20 protein-coding genes and 1 pseudogene are annotated in these 21,255 nt (G+C 50.9%); 17 read left to right on the top strand and 4 right to left on the bottom strand.

The genetic code is table 11. The features are described from left to right. The first annotated feature begins 1 nt into the window (after nucleotide 1). The 11 genes from QU597_RS20680 to QU597_RS28800 all read left to right on the top strand — a co-directional run bounded on the left by QU597_RS20680 (nucleotide 2) and on the right by QU597_RS28800 (nucleotide 10,646). Nucleotides 2–1,747, top strand: a complete 1,746-nt coding sequence (locus tag QU597_RS20680) for an ABC transporter ATP-binding protein (protein ID WP_310829634.1) — start codon at nucleotides 2–4, stop codon at nucleotides 1,745–1,747. Further along, nucleotides 1,737–3,602, top strand: a complete 1,866-nt coding sequence (locus QU597_RS20675; protein WP_310829633.1) for an ABC transporter ATP-binding protein — start codon at nucleotides 1,737–1,739, stop codon at nucleotides 3,600–3,602. Before QU597_RS20680 ends, QU597_RS20675 begins: the two co-directional genes overlap by 11 nt. 226 nt (nucleotides 3,603–3,828) lie before the next feature. Beyond that, nucleotides 3,829–4,494 carry an amino acid ABC transporter permease gene (locus QU597_RS20670; RefSeq protein WP_310829632.1) on the top strand — a complete coding sequence of 222 codons (666 nt, stop codon included), beginning with the start codon at nucleotides 3,829–3,831 and terminating at the stop codon, nucleotides 4,492–4,494. Then, nucleotides 4,475–5,152, top strand: a complete 678-nt coding sequence (locus QU597_RS20665; RefSeq protein ID WP_310829631.1) for an amino acid ABC transporter permease — start codon at nucleotides 4,475–4,477, stop codon at nucleotides 5,150–5,152. The genes QU597_RS20670 and QU597_RS20665 overlap by 20 nt, the downstream gene beginning before the upstream one ends. Beyond that, nucleotides 5,140–5,928 (top strand): amino acid ABC transporter ATP-binding protein, encoded by a 789-nt coding sequence (locus tag QU597_RS20660; protein ID WP_370656203.1) that lies wholly within the window; start codon nucleotides 5,140–5,142, stop codon nucleotides 5,926–5,928. Before QU597_RS20665 ends, QU597_RS20660 begins: the two co-directional genes overlap by 13 nt. An 18-nt stretch (nucleotides 5,929–5,946) precedes the next feature. Further along, nucleotides 5,947–6,825, top strand: a complete 879-nt coding sequence (locus QU597_RS20655; RefSeq protein WP_310829630.1) for a cysteine ABC transporter substrate-binding protein — start codon at nucleotides 5,947–5,949, stop codon at nucleotides 6,823–6,825. 256 nt (nucleotides 6,826–7,081) lie between these two features. After that, the gene (locus tag QU597_RS20650; protein ID WP_310829629.1) at nucleotides 7,082–8,320 is read left to right on the top strand and encodes an FprA family A-type flavoprotein; all 1,239 of its coding nucleotides are present in this window, start codon (nucleotides 7,082–7,084) and stop codon (nucleotides 8,318–8,320) included. Nucleotides 8,321–8,332: 12 nt separating this feature from the next. Beyond that, nucleotides 8,333–9,553 carry an NAD(P)/FAD-dependent oxidoreductase gene (locus tag QU597_RS20645; protein ID WP_310829628.1) on the top strand — a complete coding sequence of 407 codons (1,221 nt, stop codon included), beginning with the start codon at nucleotides 8,333–8,335 and terminating at the stop codon, nucleotides 9,551–9,553. A 27-nt stretch (nucleotides 9,554–9,580) separates the two neighbouring features. Further along, a complete protein-coding gene (gene rd, locus QU597_RS20640) occupies nucleotides 9,581–9,760 on the top strand; it encodes a rubredoxin (protein WP_310829627.1) in 180 nt (59 codons plus the stop codon). A 48-nt stretch (nucleotides 9,761–9,808) separates the two neighbouring features. Beyond that, nucleotides 9,809–10,516 (top strand): Crp/Fnr family transcriptional regulator, encoded by a 708-nt coding sequence (locus QU597_RS20635; protein WP_310829626.1) that lies wholly within the window; start codon nucleotides 9,809–9,811, stop codon nucleotides 10,514–10,516. A gap of 34 nt (nucleotides 10,517–10,550) precedes the next feature. Next, entirely contained in the window at nucleotides 10,551–10,646 is a 96-nt protein-coding gene (locus tag QU597_RS28800; protein WP_369698829.1) for a DUF488 family protein, N3 subclade, read from the top strand. On the opposite strand, the gene QU597_RS20630 is transcribed toward QU597_RS28800, so the two are convergent. After that, on the bottom strand, nucleotides 10,624–11,154 hold the full coding sequence (locus tag QU597_RS20630; RefSeq protein WP_310829625.1) for a hypothetical protein: 531 nt from the start codon (nucleotides 11,152–11,154) through the stop codon (nucleotides 10,624–10,626). The genes QU597_RS28800 and QU597_RS20630 overlap by 23 nt on opposite strands. Here QU597_RS20630 and QU597_RS20625 point away from each other — a divergent pair. Next, nucleotides 11,127–11,402, top strand: a complete 276-nt coding sequence (locus QU597_RS20625; RefSeq protein WP_310829624.1) for a DUF488 domain-containing protein — start codon at nucleotides 11,127–11,129, stop codon at nucleotides 11,400–11,402. The genes QU597_RS20630 and QU597_RS20625 overlap by 28 nt on opposite strands. Nucleotides 11,403–11,482: 80 nt before the next feature. On the opposite strand, the gene QU597_RS20620 is transcribed toward QU597_RS20625, so the two are convergent. Both QU597_RS20620 and hmpA read right to left on the bottom strand, forming a co-directional pair. Beyond that, entirely contained in the window at nucleotides 11,483–12,019 is a 537-nt protein-coding gene (locus QU597_RS20620) for a flavin reductase family protein (protein ID WP_310829623.1), read from the bottom strand. Nucleotides 12,020–12,116: 97 nt separating this feature from the next. Then, the gene (gene hmpA, locus QU597_RS20615) at nucleotides 12,117–13,298 is read right to left on the bottom strand and encodes an NO-inducible flavohemoprotein (RefSeq protein WP_310833367.1); all 1,182 of its coding nucleotides are present in this window, start codon (nucleotides 13,296–13,298) and stop codon (nucleotides 12,117–12,119) included. Between the two features lie 152 nt (nucleotides 13,299–13,450). Between hmpA and QU597_RS20610 the strand changes: the two are divergent. Continuing rightward, nucleotides 13,451–13,876 (top strand): annotated as a pseudogene (locus QU597_RS20610) (RrF2 family transcriptional regulator); the annotation flags it as partial. A gap of 16 nt (nucleotides 13,877–13,892) precedes the next feature. Here QU597_RS20610 and QU597_RS20605 read toward each other — a convergent pair. Beyond that, nucleotides 13,893–14,312, bottom strand: coding sequence for a hypothetical protein (locus QU597_RS20605; RefSeq protein WP_310829622.1), 420 nt, complete (start codon nucleotides 14,310–14,312; stop codon nucleotides 13,893–13,895). 417 nt (nucleotides 14,313–14,729) lie between these two features. Here QU597_RS20605 and QU597_RS20600 point away from each other — a divergent pair, with 417 nt between their 5' ends. The 4 genes from QU597_RS20600 to narI are packed head-to-tail and all read left to right on the top strand — an operon-like array spanning nucleotide 14,730 to nucleotide 21,207. Further along, a complete protein-coding gene (locus QU597_RS20600; protein WP_310829621.1) occupies nucleotides 14,730–18,404 on the top strand; it encodes a nitrate reductase subunit alpha in 3,675 nt (1,224 codons plus the stop codon). Continuing rightward, entirely contained in the window at nucleotides 18,394–19,965 is a 1,572-nt protein-coding gene (narH, locus tag QU597_RS20595) for a nitrate reductase subunit beta (RefSeq protein ID WP_310829620.1), read from the top strand. The genes QU597_RS20600 and narH overlap by 11 nt, the downstream gene beginning before the upstream one ends. After that, entirely contained in the window at nucleotides 19,958–20,524 is a 567-nt protein-coding gene (narJ, locus tag QU597_RS20590; protein WP_236332435.1) for a nitrate reductase molybdenum cofactor assembly chaperone, read from the top strand. The genes narH and narJ overlap by 8 nt, the downstream gene beginning before the upstream one ends. Then, a complete protein-coding gene (narI, locus tag QU597_RS20585) occupies nucleotides 20,521–21,207 on the top strand; it encodes a respiratory nitrate reductase subunit gamma (RefSeq protein ID WP_310829619.1) in 687 nt (228 codons plus the stop codon). The genes narJ and narI overlap by 4 nt, the downstream gene beginning before the upstream one ends. Nucleotides 21,208–21,255: the final 48 nt, after the last annotated feature.

Genomic DNA, 21,255 nt, shown 5'->3' with positions numbered 1-21,255 from the left:
TATGTGGGGATTAAGAAGCTATCTGAAGCCGTATTTAAAATTTATGATTCTCGCCCCGATATTCATGATGATGGAGGTCTTCTTTGATCTGCTTCAGCCTACTTTGGCTGCACATATCGTCGATTTCGGGATCGTGGACCGTAGTTTCAGTGTGATTGAGCGGACGGGCTTTACGATGCTTGCGGTGGCCGGGCTCGGCCTGGTGACAGGCGTCTTGTGCAATGTTTTTGCCAGCCGTGCCTCGCAGAACTTCGGTGCAGATATCCGTGAGGCGCTTTTTACGAAGGTACAGACCTTCTCGTTCGAGAATGTGGATACTTTCAAGTCGGGATCGATTATGACCCGTATGACCAGCGATGTTGTTCAAGTACAGAATCTGCTGCAGCTGGGGCTTCAAGGTCTTGTCCGGGCACCGAGCCTGCTGATCGGCAGTGTGGTCATGGCGCTGATCATTAATCTAAGACTGGGGCTTATACTGCTAGGTACACTTATTGTCCTGATTGCAGTCCTAGTCGTATTGATCCGCTTCTCAACGCCGATTTTCTCGACGGTGCAGAGTAAGCTGGATGCTGTGAATACGAGAATTCAGGAAAACCTGGCCGGCATCCGGGTGGTAAAAGCGTTCGTCCGGACCGGTTATGAAACCCGGCGGTTCCGCGAGGTCAACTTGGAATATACGCAGGTGTCCATACGGGCAGCGCGGTTTATCGCGCTGAACTCGCCGGTCGTGACGCTTATCATGAATGCCTGTCTGGTTACCGTCCTGTTGTATGGCGGAAATCAGGTGTCTATAGGTTCCGTTCAGGCGGGGGATCTGGTAGCCTTCGTGAATTACGTTGTTCAGGTATTGTCCTCCCTGATTATGGTAAGCGCGCTGCTGATGAATGTTTCGCAGGCGGGCGTATCAGCGAAGCGTATTCAGGAAGTGTTGGCAACGCGGCCCCATATTGAAGATGCGGCACCGCAGAAGGGCCTCTCCCTGCCTGGGCGGCAGGTTAAGCTTTCGCAGGTGTGTTTTTCCTATAACGGATCGTCTGATCCCAAGGATCTGGTGCTGCAGAATATTAACATTGAAGCGGGCCGCGGAGAGACTGTGGCTATTATCGGGGCTACGGGCTCCGGCAAAACATCGCTCGTCCAGCTCCTTCCCCGGCTGTATGATGTAACGTCAGGTTCCATACAGATGGACGGGCAGGACATCCGCGGGCTTCCGCTCTTGGAACTTAGACGCCGGATCGGGATGATTCTTCAGGAATCCTTCCTGTTCACCGGAACGATCCGCGACAATATTGCTTTTGGCAAACCGGAGGCTACGCAAGCGGAAGTTGAAGATGCGGCCAAGACCGCACAAGCACATGATTTTATCAGCAGGCTGCCCGGAGGATATGATACGATGCTGGGCCAGAAGGGTGTTAATCTGTCAGGGGGACAGAAGCAGCGGATCTCTATTGCCCGGGCGCTGCTCGTTAAGCCGCCCATTCTAATTATGGATGACAGCATGAGTGCGCTCGATTCGAAGACGGAGAGACAGCTCCGCTCGGCCTTGAGCCATGTCATGAAAGACACCATCACGTTCCTGATTGCCCAGCGGATTTCGTCCGTGGTCGACGCACAGGAGATCCTTGTCATTGATGAAGGCGCGGTCGCAGGCAGAGGAACTCATGAAGAATTAATGAAGAGCTGCGGGGTTTATCAAGAGATCTACCGCTCTCAATTTGGCAAGCAGGAGGTGCCATATGTCGGCTAGTAATCCGTCTTCCAATTCTTCCAGCCAGAGTACAATGCCGCAAAAAATCGACCAGATGGGCTTCCGTCCGGGATCGGGCCATATGCATGGGGGCGGACCCAAGGTAAGATCGAAGAATGCAGCCGGAACGCTGCGGAGAATCGGCGGCTATCTGCGGCTGGAGCGGTGGGCGCTCTTCTGGGTTATTGTTTGTACGGTTTTAACGACCGGACTTGCACTCATCGGACCCTTTATGATCGGCAAGCTGTTCGACGACTATATTGTTCCGGGTCACTGGGACGGGATGGTGCGTATGGGGCTGATTCTGTTCGGAGTGTACGCGCTGGGCGCGTTCTTCACCTGGGTCCAGCAGTACATGGCCTCAAGCCTGGCCCAGAATACTGTGCAGAATATGCGGCAGGATCTGTTCGGGCAATATCAGCGGCTGCCGGTGTCGTTCTTTGATCAACGGACGCACGGTGAGCTGATGAGCAGAGCGGTCAACGATATCTCCAACGTCTCGAATACGCTGAATCAAACCGTTGTCCAGCTGATTGCCAGCGTTCTTATGCTGGTGGGCAGCCTTGTCATGATGCTCAGCCTAAGTGTCTGGATGACGCTCATTACGATTCTTACCGTTCCGGTTATTACGTTCACTATTAAAAAAATAACTAAGCATACCCGCCGCTTCTTCTCGGAGCAGCAGCATCTTCTTGGAGAAGTGAACGGATTCGTGCAGGAGAACATCTCAGGCCTGAAGGTCATTAAAGTGTTCGGTAGAGAAGCAGAGTCGGTTGAACAATTCCGGGCAATCAATGAACGATTGCGGGCAGTCGGGGTGAAGGCACAGAGCCTTTCCGGTTCCGTCGGGCCTTTGATGAACTCGATGCGCAATTTAACTTTTGTGGTTATTGCGGTATTCGGCGGCATTTTTGCCTACCATGAACTCATCACTATCGGGATCATTGTCAGCTTTTTGAATTACTCCACCCAGTTCAGCCAGCCGATTAATCAGCTGGCCAATCAATACAATCTGCTTCAATCCGCCATTGCCGGAGCAGAGCGCGTATTTGAAGTGATGGATCTGGAGCCCGAGATGGGGCAGGAGTCAGAGACCGGAGAGGACCGGCGTATCAGGGGCGAGGTCGTGTTCGAGCAGGTCGGCTTTGGCTATAAACCGGATGTGCCTGTGCTGAACAATCTCTCGCTGCATGCACAGCCCGGCCAGGTGCTGGCGCTCGTAGGTCCGACAGGTGCAGGGAAAACCACGATTATTAATCTGTTGACCCGGTTCTATGACATCCAGTCGGGCCGGATTCTCATAGACGGGGAAGATATTAATGATTTTGACAAAAGGGTACTAAGAGAGCAGATCGGTCTCGTGCTGCAGGATGCTTATGTATTCTCCGGGACGATCCGTGATAACATCCGCTACGGGCGCCTCGGTGCTACTGACCGGGAAGTCGAGGAAGCAGCACGGCTCGCGAATGCCGACGTGTTCATCCGGAAGCTGCCGGACGGCTATGATACGTACTTGAACGCCGAAGGCGGGAACTTAAGCCAGGGACAACGGCAGCTGCTGACGATTGCCCGGGCTGTGCTGGCCAGTCCCGCCATTCTGATTCTGGATGAGGCAACGAGCAACGTGGATACGAGAACAGAGCTGCATATCCAGGAAGCGATGAAGACGCTGATGAAGGGGCGGACCAGCTTCGTTATTGCCCACCGGCTCAGTACGATCCGCGAGGCGGATGCAATTCTCGTTGTCCAGAACGGGGAGATTACCGAGCGGGGAACACATGAAGAGCTAATGACCCGCAAGGGATTTTACTTCGAGATGTATCAGAATCAGCTGGTGCAGGGGACTGCAGGCTAAAGGTGTCTGGCAGCGCCAGCATTATTAAGGAGGGGCTTAGAAGCCCCTCCTTTTTGCTATTCAATTTGTCGTCCAGTTAAGGAATAGATTTAATGTATAGTTAACTAGTTGGAATAATGTGAATTAAATCATATCATACCATGTGAGCTTTAGGCTAAAATCAGCCTAATAAACCAATCAAATGGTTTCTTAATTAGGTATTTTAAGCAAATGGAAGGTTGTGCAAATGAACTTAGACTGGGATTTTATCATGGAAAGTCTGCCCTTATATGGTGATGCCATGTGGCTGACGGTGAAATTAGCGGTTATCGCAATTTTATTGTCGCTCATTCTGGGGCTCTTATTCAGTTTGGTGCTGTTCTATAAGGTCAAAGGTATTAGCGCCATCATTAGGGCCTATGTCGAATTGTCCAGAAATACACCCTTGCTGGTTCAGCTGTTCTTCCTGTACTACGGGTTGCCTAAAGTAGGGATCCAGCTGAGCGAATTCACCTGTGCCATTGTCGGCATGACCTTTCTGGGCGGCAGCTATATGACAGAAGCCTTCAGAAGCGGAATTGAGGCAGTAGGCAAATCACAGCTGGAGTCGGGTCTAAGCATTGGACTTAGCAAGGTACAGCTGGCGAGATACGTTATTCTTCCGCAGGCGCTTGCCATCAGCATCCCGTCGCTGGGAGCAAACGCCATCTTTCTTCTGAAGGAAACCTCCATTGTCGGAGCCATCGCTTTGATGGATTTGATGAATGTAGCCAAAGATTTGATCGGCATGCATTACAAAACAGCGGAATCGCTTCTGCTGCTGGTACTGGCTTATCTGGTCCTGGTCCTGCCTTTATCGCTGCTGCTGAGCTGGGTGGAAAGGAAGGTGCGGCATGCCGAATTTGGGAATTGAGGTTTTGTTTGAAGGATCGAATTTTGAACGTCTGCTGGGAGGGCTGCTGGTTACTATAGAGATATCTTTCATTTCTATCGTGATCGGTACTCTATTAGGAATCATTATGGGCTTACTCAGAACCCTGGATTCCAAACCCTTAAGGTTGGTATTAAGACTGTACCTAGAAGCTTTCCGGATTATTCCGATCCTGGTTTGGCTGTATGTGGTGCATTTCAGTTTCTCGCCTCTGCTTCAAATTGACATCAGCGGGGAAGCCACTGCGATTCTGGTATTCAGTCTTTGGGGGGCTGCAGAGATTGGGGATATTGTACGCGGGGCGCTGGAATCCATGCCTAAGCATCAAGTGGAGTCAGGACAGGCGCTCGGACTAAGCAGCGGACAGTTGTACCGGCATATTCTTATTCCGCAGGCTGTACGCCGGATGCTTCCAGGCTCTATTAACCTGGCTACCCGAATGGTAAAGACAACCTCACTCGTTGTCCTGATCGGTGTTATTGAAGTCGTGAAGATTGGACAGCAGATTATTGAGCTTGGCGTCATTAAAGCGCCTAATGCCTCGTTTTGGGTGTACGGTTTTATCTTTATATTGTATTTTCTCGTATGTTATCCATTGTCCAGGCTGTCCAAGAGATTCGAGCACAAATGGCAAAATTAGATAAGGAAGGAACAGCACAAATGGTAAAGTCGGGTGAAACCTTGCTGGAAGTAAAAGGGGTTACTAAATTTTTTGGAGACAGGCAGGTTCTAAGCGGCATTGATCTGCTGGTGGAGAGAGGAGAGGTGATTGTAGTTCTGGGTCCCTCAGGCTGCGGGAAAAGCACGTTACTGCGGTGTCTTAACGGTCTTGAGCCGGTTCAGGGCGGAAATATACTATACCGGGAACAGAATCTTGCTGAAGCGGATGTAAAATGGCGGGAAGTTCGCCAGCATATCGGAATGGTATTTCAAAATTACGAGCTGTTCCCGCACATGACGGTGATTGAGAATATTCTGCTTGGCCCCCTGAAGGTACAAAAGAGAGAGCGGGGAGAAGCACTCCGGCAGGCGGAACAGCTGCTTGAGCGGGTCGGCTTGCTGGACCGTGCCAAAGATTATCCGCGCCAGCTGTCGGGAGGCCAGAAGCAGCGGATCGCTATTGTCAGAGCGCTATGCATGAATCCGGATATCATTTTATTTGATGAAGTAACAGCTTCGCTTGATCCCGAAATGGTGCGGGAGGTACTGGATGTGATTCTTGGTCTGGCCAAACAGGGCATGACCATGATTATTGTGACGCATGAAATGGGGTTCGCCAAATCGGTGGGTGACCGCATCGTGTTTATGGATCAAGGCAAAATCTGTGAAATTGCTCCGCCGGAGCAGTTCTTCATTAAACCTGCGACAGAACGTGCACAGCACTTTCTCAATATATTTCAGTACAATAAACTATAGAAACTGGGGATGAAGAGGATGAGAAAAGGCAGAAAAATATTGACGGGTTTATTAGCGGCCAGCATGTTACTAGTGGGACTAACAGCATGCGGTAATTCAGGTAACAACGGAGAAGCGAATTCGGGTTCTTCCAAGTTTGCTTCCATTGAACAGCTGAAGAAAAACGATAAGATCAGAATCGGTGTATTTGCCGATAAACCGCCATTTGGCTATGTGGATGCCGAAGGGAAGAATCAGGGATTTGACGTGTATATTGCCAAAAGATTTGCTAAGGATCTGCTTGGTGACGAATCGAAGGCTGAATTTGTGCTGGTAGATGCGGCAAGCCGTGTAGCCTATCTCGAATCCAATAAAGTGGATATCATTATGGCTAACTTTACGGTTACGGATGAGCGGAAGGAAAAAGTGGATTTTGCCAGTCCCTACATGAAGCTGTCCTTCGGTATCGTATCCCCTGACAGTGCGCCGATCACTTCCATCGACCAGTTAAAAGCGAAAGGCCAGAAGCTGATCGTAGCTAAAGGAACAACGGCTGAAACTTATTTCACCAAAGAGTATCCGGATATTGAATTGCTGAAGTTTGATCAATACACGGAAATCTTCTCCGCCCTTAAAGACGGCCGCGGCGCAGCGATTGCGAACGATAATACCGAACTGATCGCCTGGGCCAAATCGAATCCCGGCTTTACGGTGAGCATTCCTGCTTTTGGCGGTCAGGATACGATCGCACCGGCGGTGGCCAAGGGAAACACCGAACTGCTGAACTGGATCAATACGGAGCTTGATACGCTGGGCAAAGAGCAGTTTATTCATCAGGCTTACAAGGAAACCTTGAACGAAGTTTATGGTGAAGGTTATACTGATGAGCTGGTGGTAGAAGGCGGGAAGATCGAGTAGGTTTAAAGGATATAGAAGTCTGCAAGTAACAGGAGCGGCCTCATTTGTAGAAAAACTACTTATGAGGCTGCTCCCTTTTTATGTTCAGGCGCATAAGGTGACCAGACGCATAACGCTATTTCAGGAATAGTGTATATTCAGGTTATGAACATCTGCTTTTGAAACTTTCAAAATTTGATTCAAATCCTCCTTTTGAATTGGCGGCCATTATAGAATGAGGTTGCTGATAAACATTATCAATCAGGAGGGCAAACAGATGAACAACAATGAAATTAAGATTGCAAAAGATACGTATTGGGTAGGCAAAATCGACAACCGGGAGGTTCCCTTCCACCGTCTTGTACTGAGTAAAGGAACCACCTATAATTCATACCTGCTGAAAACCGGCAAGCCGACCGTTATCGACACCGTGGATATGGAATTTGGCCGGGAATATGCGGACCAGATGGAAAAGCTGATCGATCCTTTGGACATTTCATACATTGTGATTAACCATACCGAACCCGATCATTCCGGCGGACTTGCTGCACTGGCTTCCCGGGCGGCTAACGCCACGATTGTCTGCACAGAAATTGCTGTGCCGGAGCTCCAGGAAATGTACAAGCTTCATGCCCGTAACTTCCTGGTTGTGAAGGATGGAGATACGCTGGACATTGGCGGCAAGACGCTGCTGTTCAAAGAAACGCCGTACCTTCATACCGCAGAGACGATGATTACTTATTGTGTGGAAGACAAAATCCTGTTCCCTTGCGATATCTTCAGCACACATGTTGCTGTCGGGAAGCTGTTCAGCGATGAGGCCGGGTTCGACATTACAGAGGACTTCAAGGGTTACTACAATGCCATTATCCATCCGCACAGAAGATATGTAAGAACGCTGATTGAAGCCGTGAAGGATCTGGATATCGAAATGATTGCCCCTTCGCACGGATTTATTATCCGGGAAGAGGTCCGTAAATATATTGATTTGTACGCAGAGCTGAGCCGTGAGACGACACAGGGTAAAAAAGCAGCCATCGTGTACACAACACTCAAAAACAACACCAAAAAAATGGCCGGCATCCTGCAGAATACCCTGCAGGCAAACGGGATTGAAACAGCAGTCTGGGATGCGGATAAAAGCGGTATGTCAGAGATTCTGGACAGTATCACCGCAGCGGATGCCGTCTTTATCGGCAGCTCAACACGTTATGCAGACATGATCGGCAACCTGGAGCCCCTGCTGAAAGAGCTGCAGCAAATGAATCTGGAAGGGAAGCTTGCAGCAGCATTTGGCTCTTACGGCTGGAGCGGTGAAGCCATTGAGGTGATTCAGGATTATTTGAACGGAACCAATATGACGGTACAAAGTACTTCCGAGGTAATCAAATCAACCGGTATGACGCATGTGGAATTCCCTATCCGGGTCCGCTTCTCACCCAAAGATGCCGATAAGACGCAGCAAATCAAAAATGCCGCTGATTTTGTTTCCGATCTGCTGCTGAGCTCATTCTAAGGGGGTACTGATATGTCTAAACATTACGTCATTGTCGGAAGCGGAGTCGCGGCAGTTCATGCCGCCAAGGCGATCCGTGATCAGGATGCGGAGTCGGAAATCACTATCTTTGGCGAGGAGGGCCATCTGCCCTACAACCGGATCAAGCTGACCAAAGGTTTGTTCAGTGACCTGCACAGCGAGAAGGTGCTGATCAAGAAGGAGAAGTGGTACCGGGACAACCGGATCTCCCTTCAGACCTCGAGCCGTGTCCTGTCTATCCATCCGGAGCGGCAGCAGGTGGAGACCGCAGACGGTAAGCTGACCTCATATCATAAGCTGCTGCTCTGCATGGGCGCGAGAAACCGGGCGCTGACGGTGGATGGGGCCGGGCTGAAGAATGTCCACACGATCCGTGAATTAGGAGATGCCGACGCGCTAAAAGCAAGTCTCACAAGCGGACAACGAATCGTTGTTATCGGCGGAGGGGTTCAGGGGCTGGAGACAGCCTGGGCACTGCATGAAGCCGGCTATCAAGTGATCATTGTAGAAGCAGCCCCGCGGCTCATGGCCAGACAGCTGGATGAAGCTTCCTCAGAGCAGCTGCGTTTGACCCTGGAGCAGGCCGGAGTGCAGGTTGAACTTCATCGCGGAGTAACCTCAATTAATGGAACAGAGGCTGTTACCGGCGTGACCCTTGATGACATGGCGGAAATATCCTGCGAGCATGTGGTGTACTCCATAGGTATCGTTCCAAATACTGCTCTTGTAAAAGAAACTGGGATCCGCACTCGCTCCGGCGTGGTTGTGAACACCCATTTGGAGACAAGTGCCCCTCATATATACGCTGCCGGAGATCTTGCCGAATTGGACGGTCAGGTCGAAGGTTTATGGGGCGGGGCCATGGAGCAGGGGAAGGTTGCCGGAGGCAACATGGCTGCCCCGGAGCCCGCTACTTACCGCAAGTCGACGCCGGTCACGTTGTTCAATGCTTTTGGCATTTCGCTGTTCTCCATCGGCAACACCGATGAGAGTCAATGCGACCATTCTGCTTCGGCAGTAGTTAACGGCGTGTACACCAGAATTTTTGTGAAGGACAGCGTGTTAACCGGGGCCATCTCCTGGGAAGGTGCTGCAGCTTCATTAACCTATAAATCCGCAATTGAGCAGAATATCAGCCTCACAGGCATAGACTTGGCGAATAGCACTCCCGGGGGCATTATGTCTGAAGTAGAGGCCCGATTACAGAACTAATTGAACAAATTGAAGGAGATGACTTCTATGAAAAAATACATTTGTCTGCCTTGTGGTTATATTTACGATCCGGCGTTAGGTGATCCGGATGAGGATGTTGCACCGGGTACAGCCTTTGAAGATCTGCCGGAGGATTGGGTTTGTCCGGTCTGCGGCGAAGATACGACCCATTTTGCACCTGTTCCAGACAAAAAGGCAGCTCATTAAGAAGCAGCGCCCGATTCAAGATCAGTAGAGATACCAGGAGGGATAAGAATGTTGGAACATTCCTGCCAGAACGCTGCGGAGCCCTGTACCCGTAAAGTGCCTATCTTCGCATCGTTAAGCGATGGAGAGCTCTCGCGGATCAGCGCCATGATCAGACACCGGAAAGTAGGCAAAGGCCAGGCGCTAGTGCTTGAAGAGCAGCCAACAGATACCTTGTATATCATTCAGCAGGGACAGGTAAAGCTGTCAAAAATGACGCCTCAGGGAAAAGAACAAATCCTGCATGTGCTGACAAGCGGAGAATTTTTTGGTGAACTGAATATATTCAACAGCGAAGAGCTGAGCAATTTCAGTGCGTACGCGCTGACCGATACAAGTATTTGCATGCTGACCAAAAATGATATGGAGCAGCTTATCTCGGAGAATCCGGATATTACGATCAAGCTGCTGAAGACCGTCTCCAAAAGACTGGCCCATACCGAGAATCTTGCCCAGAGCCTCGCAACCAAGGACCCGGAAATCCGCATCGCCTATATGATTCTGGAGCTGAGTGACAAGTATGGCAAACCGCGCAGCAGCGGCATTCATATTAAGCTGCCTCTCTCCCGTGAGGAGCTGGCCAGTTATGTAGGCGTTACGCGGGAAACGATCAGCCGTAAATTTGCCATCTTCGAGGACTTGGGCCTCATTGAGCTGGTTGGAAATAAGCAGCTGATTGTCAAGAACCGGCCGTCCTTGGAGAAGTACATGGACTAGGCCATCGGCTGCCCATCCTTACCGGATATGCCTGATGCGGATGTATGAGCCGGCTGCACCGGAGGACGGGTACCGGATACTTGTAGACAGGCTGTGGCCGCGCGGAATTATTCGATGGATTGAACGGTAAAAGTACCTTTGATTCCGTCGCCATCCGGATGGGCGAGATCAACGGGATTTTTCCCTTTGATTCTGAGATATCGTGCCGGATGGGCGAGATCAACGGGATTTTTCCCTTTGATTCTGAGATATCGTGCCGGATGGGCGAGATCAACGGGATTTTTCCCTTTGATTCTGCGCTGTCGTGCCGGATGGGCGAGATTAACGGGATTTTTCCCTTTGATTCTGCGATGACGTGCCGGATGGGCGAGATTAACGGGATTTTTCCCTTTGATTCTGCGATGACGTGCCGTATTGGTGAGATTAATGGGATTTTTCCCTTTGATTCTGCGATGACGTGCCGGATTAGCGAAATCAACGGGATTTTTCCCTTTGATTCTGCGCTGTCGTGCCGGATTAGCGAAATCAACGGGATTTTTCCCTTTGATTTTGCGATGACGTGCCGGATGGGCGAGATTAACGGGATTTTTCCCTTTGATTCTGCGCTGTCGTGCCGGATTCGAAACAGGAGGCCGCAATCGACGAGTGGATCAAGGATATTGCCCCCAGCCCGGAGCTGCACAAATGGTTCGGCCAAATGCCGGAGCGGTTTGCGGCATTCAGTGACCGCTATATCAGGGAACTGGAGGAGGAGCCGGAGCGCGAAAGCCTTGCTGCAAAGATCAATAAGCGGGCGCTGGAACAACAAGTTACGTTGGTGTATGCCGCTAAAGACTCCATGCACAATCATGCAGCTGTACTGTATAAATGGCTTCTTTCCCGTTAAAAGCACACGGGCCGCCCCAGGATCACCTTAGATCCGGGAAGCGGCCCGTGTGCTTTTTCAACTATCTAAAATTGTTCAATCTACTGCATATATCTGAATCCCTTCTGACGTCCATCCCCGATATAAAGAACATTATCGAATTCCGAGGACTGCAGCCCGCCATCATCGTTCAGATATTCCTTTGCGACAAATCTGCCTTTGATTTGGGCCAGGATATTGGTTATGCCTTTGAACTGCTCCCGTTCGATAATATCAGACAGTGTACATTCAATGGCGATTGGACACTCCTGGATCATCGGGGCGTTAACGGATTGTGATTTGACATGCGTCAGATTTACATTATCGAATTTATTGAGGTCATAACCAGTATTCGTTCCGCAATAGCTGATGGCGTCCATCATCGAACGGTCAGGCACATTGATTACAAAATCACGGACCTCTTTAATCTGACTGATGGCATAACCCTTGCTGCTGAATCCAAGGACAACCATGTCCTTCAACGTGTAAGAGGAAGAAATTGTTGTCACATTCGGGAGTCCATTGACATCGTAAAAGCTCACCAGAATAACCGGAAATCCATAATACATTTTCTCATAATTGACAGCTACCTTTTCCATTTTGCATCCCCCTGTAAACCTTACTTGCCATAAACGGCATCTTTACAGAAAGCATAACGCAAGCGGGAAAGGAGCCTGGGTGACCAGACTCACAGAACTAGTGATTGTCCAATTGCAGGGCCGGGCCGAAAAACTCATAATGAATTTGTTCTTCCTTCATTCCAAGTGCATGCAGCTCACGGATCATGGCTTCCATAAAGGGCACCGGACCGCAAACATACGCATCACCGGTAACGTCCACATAATTCTTCAGGGTTTCTCCTGTAATGACGCCGTCCGGGCCGCCGGAGAAGAAGGTTCTGGTCTTGACATTGCTCATGGCTGCTGCATGCTTCTCCACATCCTGGGTGAAAGCGGCGAGCGCTTCGTTCCGTGCAGAGTGCAGGAATACCGTCGGCCGGTCCGGCGTTACAGTGGCAACGGTCTCAAACATACTTATCATCGGTGTAATGCCTACGCCGCCGGAGATGAACGCAACGGGTGTAGTTTTGGTGGCATCCAGCAAGAATTCACCGGCAGGGGCACTGACCTCAAGGGTGTCTCCTTCATTGACCTGATTGTGAAGATATACGGAGACGACACCATTCGGATCATTTGCCTCTTCACGTTTTACGGAGATACGGAATTCATCCGGTTTTGGAGCCTGGGACAGGCTGTATTGGCGGATCATTGTATATTTTTCGCCTGGAATCAGCACACGTACTGAGATATACTGGCCTGCTTTATAATCCGGTACATTAGAGCCGTCCGCAGGCTTCAGATAAAACGATGTAATGTTTCCGCTCTCCTGTACTTTACGTGCAACGGTGAACGGTTTGAAGAAGTTCCAGCCGTTTTCCTGCTCGCGTGCTTCTTTATACATGCTGTCTTCGACACCGATAAAGGCATCAGCGATGACACCGTAGGCTTCTTCCCAAGCAGTAAGAATCTCATCCGTAGCTGCATCGCCCAGCACTTCCTTGATCGCCTTCAGCAGAAATTCACCTACGATTGGGTAATGCTCCGGCTTGATACCGAGACTGACATGCTTGTGTGCAATCTGGACTACGGCCGGCAGAATATTCTCAAGGTTATCGATGTGGACAGCCGCTGCGTACACCGCATTAGCGAGTGCCGCCTGCTGGCGGCCTTGCGCCTGGTTGGCATGGTTAAATACATTTAGCAATTCAGGGTGGGCTTCGAACAAATTCCGGTAAAAGACGGTGGTAATGGTTGTTCCATGTTCTGCCAGGACTGGCGCTGTTGATTTGACAATGTCACGGGTTTGTTGTGATAAAATAATGTTCATCCCCTCTCAATTATTACAAAATTAATATATACTCATTTTAAATTAAAAGATATATTTAAAATACCACTTTAACAAAATGGACAATATTTATGATAGTATCTGTAATAAATATCACTTACTATACCTAGCGATCGGAGATAAATATGAGACTGACGTTGTACACTGATTTTTCATTGCGGATTCTTATCTATCTTGGAGCGAAAAAGCGGGATGAGCTGTCAACGATACAGGAAATTTCAAATGCTTATCAGATATCCAAAAATCATTTAATGAAGGTCTCGCACGAGTTGGGAAAGGCGGGATACATAGAAACTGTGAGAGGAAGAAAGGGAGGAATACGTCTTGCTCTTGAACCCCGGGATATAAACGTCGGGGAGGTCGTCCGGCGGATGGAAGACGACTTTTATCTAGTCGAATGCTTCAATCCCGCAGGCGGCAGCTGTCCGATCTCCCCGGTATGTGGACTTAAAGGTGTGCTGGGCAGAGCCCTTCAAGCCTATCTGCAGGTGCTGGATGAATATACACTGCAGGATCTGCTGGTCAACAAAGATGACTTGCGTGCCATTCTGCAGCCGCAGAACGAGGTCACGCTTCCTCAAACAGAAGACGTTCTTCCTCCCGGCTATGAATGGCGTTCACCACCAGCATCGCATGGAACTGTTGAAGAACCTCAGGTGTGAGGCCTTCTTCCGCGAGCCGTGCTTTCACATCTTTTACGATGATCCGCAATAATTCATGATCACGTGTAAGCAGTATAACAGCGTCCTGCAGATTAGGATTTTTCTCGGCCATTTCCTGATAGAATCCGTCTTCTTCCGCGTCGGCATGGCTGAGAATCCGCGTCTCCCAGTACTCGATCAAATGATCGGCGGCCTGCCGCGCCACTTCGAATTCCCTCGCTTCCAGCAGCTCCTCCACTTCTTCGGTCTTGGCTACAGCACCGGACAGCCCGCCCTGATGAATGGCATGATGGGCGTGCAGCTGGCGTAGTGATGGTCCTGGCATGAGGCTTCATCCTCTCGTTTTTTGAAAATATAAGAATTTATTTGTTTCACCTGATAAATGATCCTTCTATTTCTCGCGGAAACGGTACCGTCTTCAAAAGAGGACGGTAAAGCCATTCCACTTGTCAGTATAGCACACAGATTAGTAGTGAAATTCCCGGTAAGGAGTTCCCCGGCCAACAAAGAGGGAAGTCCCTAATAGAGCTGCCGTCTTGAAATTTGCTTCCCCAGAACAGAGCTTTTCTCCCCGTGAGGAAAGCTTTTTTGCTTTTTATTCAGATCAAGGGAATTCCCGAGGCACAATAGGTGTTTCCCTAATGGGAAGCGCAGCCTGGTAGATCCATAATGGTATTAATTGAATGATTGTATGCTCTTACGCTTCCATGTCCTTCATTCTGCAAAGGAGTGTTCGTAATCGATGAAGAAAAAATACGGCCTTAACTTTTTTAAACCGGTTGAAAGCTATTCCGGGAACTGGTCCATTCTTGAGGAGAAAAACAGAGATTGGGAGAATATGTACCGCCAGCGCTGGTCTCACGATAAAGTAGTCCGCACCACACACGGAGTCAACTGTACAGGCTCATGCAGCTGGAAGGTGTTTGTGAAGAACGGAATCATTACCTGGGAGAACCAGCAGATCGATTATCCTTCCTGCGGGCCGGATATGCCGGAATTCGAACCGCGCGGCTGTCCCCGCGGAGCTACATTTTCATGGTACGAATACAGCCCTTTACGGGTGAAATATCCCTACATCAGAGGAAAGCTGTGGCGCTTGTGGCAGACGGCCCTGAAGGAGCATGACAATTACGTCGACGCCTGGGCCAGTATTGTGGAGAATCCCGAGAAGGCTACCCTCTACAAGCAGGCACGCGGCAAAGGCGGCCATATTCGTGTGGCCTGGGACGACGCACTTCGCCTCATTTCGGCACAGCTGATCTATACGATCCGGAAATACGGCCCTGACCGCATCGCCGGCTTCACGCCGATTCCGGCCATGTCGATGGTCAGCTACGCATCGGGTGCACGGTTCATCTCGCTCCTGGGCGGTCAAATGCTGAGCTTCTATGACTGGTATGCCGATCTTCCGCCGGCTTCGCCGCAAATTTGGGGCGAGCAGACGGATGTACCGGAATCCTCGGACTGGTACAATGCCGGTTACCTGATGATGTGGGGCTCGAATGTGCCGCTTACCCGGACACCGGATGCCCACTTTATGACAGAAGTGCGCTATAAGGGAACCAAAGTCGTGTCGGTGGCGCCGGATCTCGCAGAGAACGTCAAATTCGCCGATAACTGGCTGGCGCCGAATCCCGGTACGGATGCTGCGCTTGCCCAGGCCATGACGCATGTCATCCTGAATGAGTTCTACCAGGAACGTCAGGAGCCGATGTTCCTGAATTATGCGAAGCAATATACAGACATGCCGTTTCTGATTCTGCTTGACCCCCATGAGGATGCACTCAAGGGCGGACGTTTCCTACGGGCTAGTGATATTGGAGAGGCTTCGCCGCACTCTGACTGGAAGCCGGTAATCTTCGATGAGGCCACCGGCCAGGTGATCGTTCCTAATGGAACCATGGGGCAGCGCTGGGAAGAGGGCAAGAAGTGGAACCTGATCCTTGAAAATGAAGACGGCAGCACAGTGGAACCGGCACTGAGCATCGAAGGCCACGGGGAAGAGTGGACGGAAATTGTGTTCCCGTACTTCGACAATGCCGGCAACGGCACGTTCCGGCGGATGATTCCGGTCCGCAAAATGCGGCTGGCTGACGGAACAGAGCGTTATGTCGCTACAGTCTATGATCTGATGATGAGCCAGTATGGTGTCGTGCGTACAGAAAGTCCGCTGAATGCCAAGGGTTATGAGGATGAGTCCTCTCATTACACTCCTGCATGGCAGGAGAAGATTACGACTGTAAAAGCGAGTGTCGTGGTGCAAATCGCCCGCGAATTTGCCCAGAATGCGATTGATACAGGCGGACGGTCCATGATCATCATGGGTGCAGGCATCAACCACTGGTTCAACAGCGATACCATCTATCGTTCGATTCTGAATCTGGTGGTCTTGACCGCTTCCCAAGGCGTCAACGGCGGCGGCTGGGCGCATTATGTCGGCCAGGAGAAATGCCGTCCGATTGAGGGCTGGTCAACGGTGGCTTTTGCCAAGGACTGGCAGGGTCCGGCGCGTCAGCAGAATGCGACCTCATTCTTCTACTTTGCAACTGAGCAGTGGCGATATGAGGAGAGCGGAACGGATTCGCTGAAATCCCCGACGGGCGGAGATGTCGCTTACCAGCATCCGGCTGACTATAATGTGCTGGCTGCACGGCTCGGCTGGCTGCCGTCCTTCCCGCAATTCAACAAGAACAGTCTTCTGTTCGCTGAAGAGGCTGCACAGCAGGGCAAAAAGACCAATGCCGAGATTGTCAGCCACACTCTGGAAGAGATTAAATCACGGAAAACCCGCTTTGCTGTGGAAGACCCCGGCGCTCCGGAGAACTTCCCGCGTTCTCTGTTCATCTGGCGCTCGAATCTGATTTCAAGCTCCGCCAAAGGGCAGGAATACTTCATGAAGCATCTGCTCGGAGCCTCCGACGGGCTGCTGGCTGAGCCGAATGAAGAACAGAAACCGGAGGAGATCATCTGGCGGGAGGATGTCGAAGGCAAGCTCGATCTCATGGTTGCGCTGGATTTCCGGATGACCACAACACCACTCTATGCAGATATCGTGCTGCCGGCCGCAACCTGGTATGAGAAAACTGACCTGTCGTCAACCGACATGCATCCGTTCGTGCATCCGTTTAATCCGGCTGTCAATCCGCTGTGGGAATCCCGTTCAGACTGGGATATTTACCGCCAGCTGGCAGAGGTATTCTCCGAAATGGCAAAATCCCATCTGCCCGGCGTCTATAAAGACCTTGTCGCTACACCGCTGGGCCACGATTCCATAAGTGAGATTTCCCAGCCGATGGGTCTGGTCAAAGACTGGGCCAAAGGCGAAGTGGACGCGATCCCTGGCAAAACCATGCCGAATCTCAGCATTGTCGAACGTGATTATACCAAAATCCATGATAAGTACATCTCACTCGGGCCAAACCTCATAACCGGTAAGGCAGGTGCACACGGAATCAGCTTCTCTGTCGCCGAAGAATATGAGGAGCTGAAACGGCTCAGCGGCGTTTATTTCGACGAAACGATCAAAAACGGCCTGCCGAAGCTGCAAACCGCCCGCCAGGCCGCAGATACAATTCTTCACCTGTCTTCGGCTACCAACGGCCGTGTATCCCAGAAGGCTTACGCTTCGGCGGAGAAGGATTCCGGCGTAGAGCTACGGGATATCTCGGCAGACCGGGCGGCAGAGAAGATTACGTTCCAGAGCATCACCGCCCAGCCGAGGGAAGTCATTCCGACACCGGTATTCAGCGGTTCGAACAAGCAGGGGCGGCGTTATTCACCATTCACCACCAATATCGAACGGCTCGTTCCGTTCCGTACCCTGACGGGAAGACAGCATTTCTATATAGACCATGAGATCTTCCAGCAGTTTGGCGAATCCCTGCCGGTCTACAAGCCCACCCTGCCGCCGATGGTCTTCGGGCCGCGCGACAAGGAAGTGAAGGGCGGACAGGATGCACTGGTCCTGAGATATTTAACGCCGCATGGCAAGTGGAATATCCACTCGACCTACCAGGATAACCAGCACATGCTGACGTTGTTCCGCGGCGGTCCGACCGTATGGATCAACAATGAGGATGCTGCGGCCCATGATATTGCAGATAATGACTGGCTCGAAGTTTATAACCGGAACGGTGTCGTAACTGCACGTGCTGTTGTCAGTCACCGGATGCCGAGAGGCACTATGTTTATGTACCACGCTCAGGACAAGCACATTCAAGTACCGGGTTCCGAAATCACGGATACCCGCGGCGGAAGCCACAATGCGCCTACCCGAATTCATCTGAAGCCTACCCAGATGGTCGGCGGATACGCTCAGCTCAGCTACGGTTTTAACTACTATGGTCCAATCGGCAACCAGCGGGATGTCTACGTAGCCGTACGTAAAATGAAGGAGGTAAATTGGCTTGAAAATTAAAGCGCAAGTTGCAATGGTGATGAATCTGGATAAATGTATCGGCTGCCACACCTGCAGCGTGACCTGCAAGACGACCTGGACGAACCGCAAGGGTGCGGAATATATGTGGTTCAATAACGTAGAGACGAAGCCCGGAATCGGCTACCCGAAACGCTGGGAGGACCAGGAGCTCTACAAGGGCGGCTGGCAGCTGCGCAAAGGGAAGCTGGAACTGAAGTCAGGCAACAAGCTGTCCAAGATCGCGCTCGGCAAAATCTTCTACAACCCTGATATGCCTGAAATGAAAGACTACTATGAGCCGTGGACATACAACTACGAGCACCTGACAAATGCAGGCGAGCAGAAGCATTCTCCGGTTGCGCGTGCCCATTCTGCGGTGACAGGTGAAAAGATGGATCTTGAATGGGGGCCGAATTGGGAGGATGATCTGGCGGGAGCGCATGTCACCGGACCGCTTGATCCGAATATCCAGAAGATCGAGGAAGAGATCAAATTCAACTTCGAGAAATCCTTCATGATCTATCTGCCGCGATTATGTGAACACTGCCTGAATCCGAGCTGTGTCGCTTCCTGTCCTTCAGGAGCTATGTACAAACGGGATGAAGACGGGATTGTCCTGGTTGACCAGGAAGCCTGCCGCGGCTGGAGATATTGCATGACAGGCTGTCCTTACAAAAAAGTGTACTTCAACTGGCAGACCAACAAAGCGGAGAAATGCACCTTCTGTTTCCCGCGCGTGGAAGCAGGGCTGCCTACAGTATGCTCCGAGACCTGCACGGGCCGGATCCGCTACCTCGGTGTCCTGCTGTATGACGCAGACAAGGTTCTGGATGCTGCCTCAACACCGGATGAGAAGGACCTGTACAAAGCGCAATGCGATCTGTTCATGAATCCGCATGATCCGGAAGTCATTGCCCAGGCCAGAAAAGACGGCATTTCCGAGGATTGGCTGGAAGCCGCCCAGAACTCTCCGGTCTATAAGCTCGCCATCGAGCACAAGCTGGCCTTCCCGCTTCACCCGGAATACCGGACGCTGCCGATGGTATGGTATGTGCCGCCGCTTAGCCCGATCATGAATTATTTTGAAGGCAAGGATTCGCTGAAGAATCCCGATATGATCTTCCCGGCCATCGAAGAGATGCGTACACCGATCCAGTATCTGGCGAACATGCTGACTGCAGGCGATACGCAGACCGTTAAGGAAGCCCTGCAGCGGATGGCTATGATGCGTTCCTATATGCGGGCTAAGTCCGTAGGCCAGGAATTTGACCTTAGCCGTCTTGAACGTGTCGGAATGACCGCACATCAGACAGAGCAAATGTACCGGCTGCTTGCCATTGCCAAATATGAGGACCGGTTCGTCATCCCGACCTCGCATAAGGAGCAGCATATGAATCCTTACCGTGCCCAAGGCTCAGCCGGCTTCGGCAACACTATGGGCGATATGGGTTCCGGATCCGGCTGTGACGGCTGCGGACCGGCCAGCCCTGCCGAGAGCACAAGGAAAACCGGCAAGGAGATGTACGAAGAGAATTTCTACGGGGGGATTTGGCGTGATTGATCTGATGAAACTGCATGATTACAAGCAATCCTTCGGATATTTCGCCCTGCAGCTCATGTACCCGGAAAAGCTGGATTTTCATCCGGCTTTTCTGGAAGAGGCGTTTGACAGCGGTCACCCGGGTTACGCCCATGTTCATACCTATTGGACACTAATGCAACATTTCAGTCTGGATGAGATCCAGGAGAGCTACGCAGCCACCTTTGATTTCCAGAAGGACTGCGCTTTGTATATGACCTATTTTAAGTTTGAGGATGCCAAAGAACGGGGGCAGATGCTCGCCAAACTGAAGCTTCTGTACGAAATGTCCGGGCTTCTGATGCCTGAAGGCGAATTACCCGATTTTCTTCCGCTCATGTGTGAATTTCTATATGCCGCAGAATGGCTGGAAGACCCGGGAGCACCGGAGAATTTCCGGATGCTGATCGCGATTCTTGAGGATGGAACCTACCATCTGCTCAAGGCGCTTGAACGGGTTAACAGCCCTTATTTCCATCTGGTGAAGGGACTTCGCGAAACATTTAAAGCTTGTGCTGAACAGGAGGCCCTCCATCAATGAATATGTCCGGTCAGTTTTTATGGGTCATTTTCCCTTATGTTTGTTTGGTGATTTTTATCGGAGGCCATATCTTCCGTTACCGGAAAGACCAGTTCAACTGGACGGCCAAATCCAGTGAATTTGTGGAAAAGAAACAGCTGAAATACGGCAGCATCCTGTTCCATCTGGGCATTATGCCGGTTATTCTGGGCCATATCGGCGGCCTGGCGGTTCCAAAATCGTGGCTGGAGGCCATCGGCGTCAGTGATCATCTCTACCACATCGGCGCGGTATACATCGGGGGGATTTTCGGTGCTGCCACACTGCTCGGGATGCTGATTCTGACCTCGCGGCGCTTTTCGATTAAGAATGTCCGCCGGCTCAGCAGCGCCTCGGACCTGATCGTCAACTCACTCCTTCTGTTTATCGTGTTTATGGGGATGTACTCCACGATCGTAACGAATGCCGTACAGCCTGAATTTGATTACCGCGATACGATTTCCGTCTGGTTCCGCGGCCTGTTCATGTTCCGTCCGAACCCGTCGCTGATGGCGGATGTACCATTTTCCTTTAAGCTGCACATTCTCTCCGGGTTTGCTATCTTTGCCTTTTGGCCGTTTACCCGGCTGGTCCATGTGTGGAGTGTTCCGTTGAATTATGTAGGCAGAAGTTATATTCTATACAGAAGAAATAAATCGAATTAAAGGAGAGAGCAGTGCGAACTTCTTTCCCTGTTCAATTAGGAGAGAATA

Origin of the sequence: Paenibacillus pedocola (assembly GCF_031599675.1) — a bacterium.
GTDB classification, from domain to species: domain Bacteria; phylum Bacillota; class Bacilli; order Paenibacillales; family Paenibacillaceae; genus Paenibacillus_AQ; species Paenibacillus_AQ pedocola.
The sequence above is the reverse complement of the archived record's forward strand: the minus strand, read 5'-3'. Positions and strand labels throughout refer to the sequence as shown.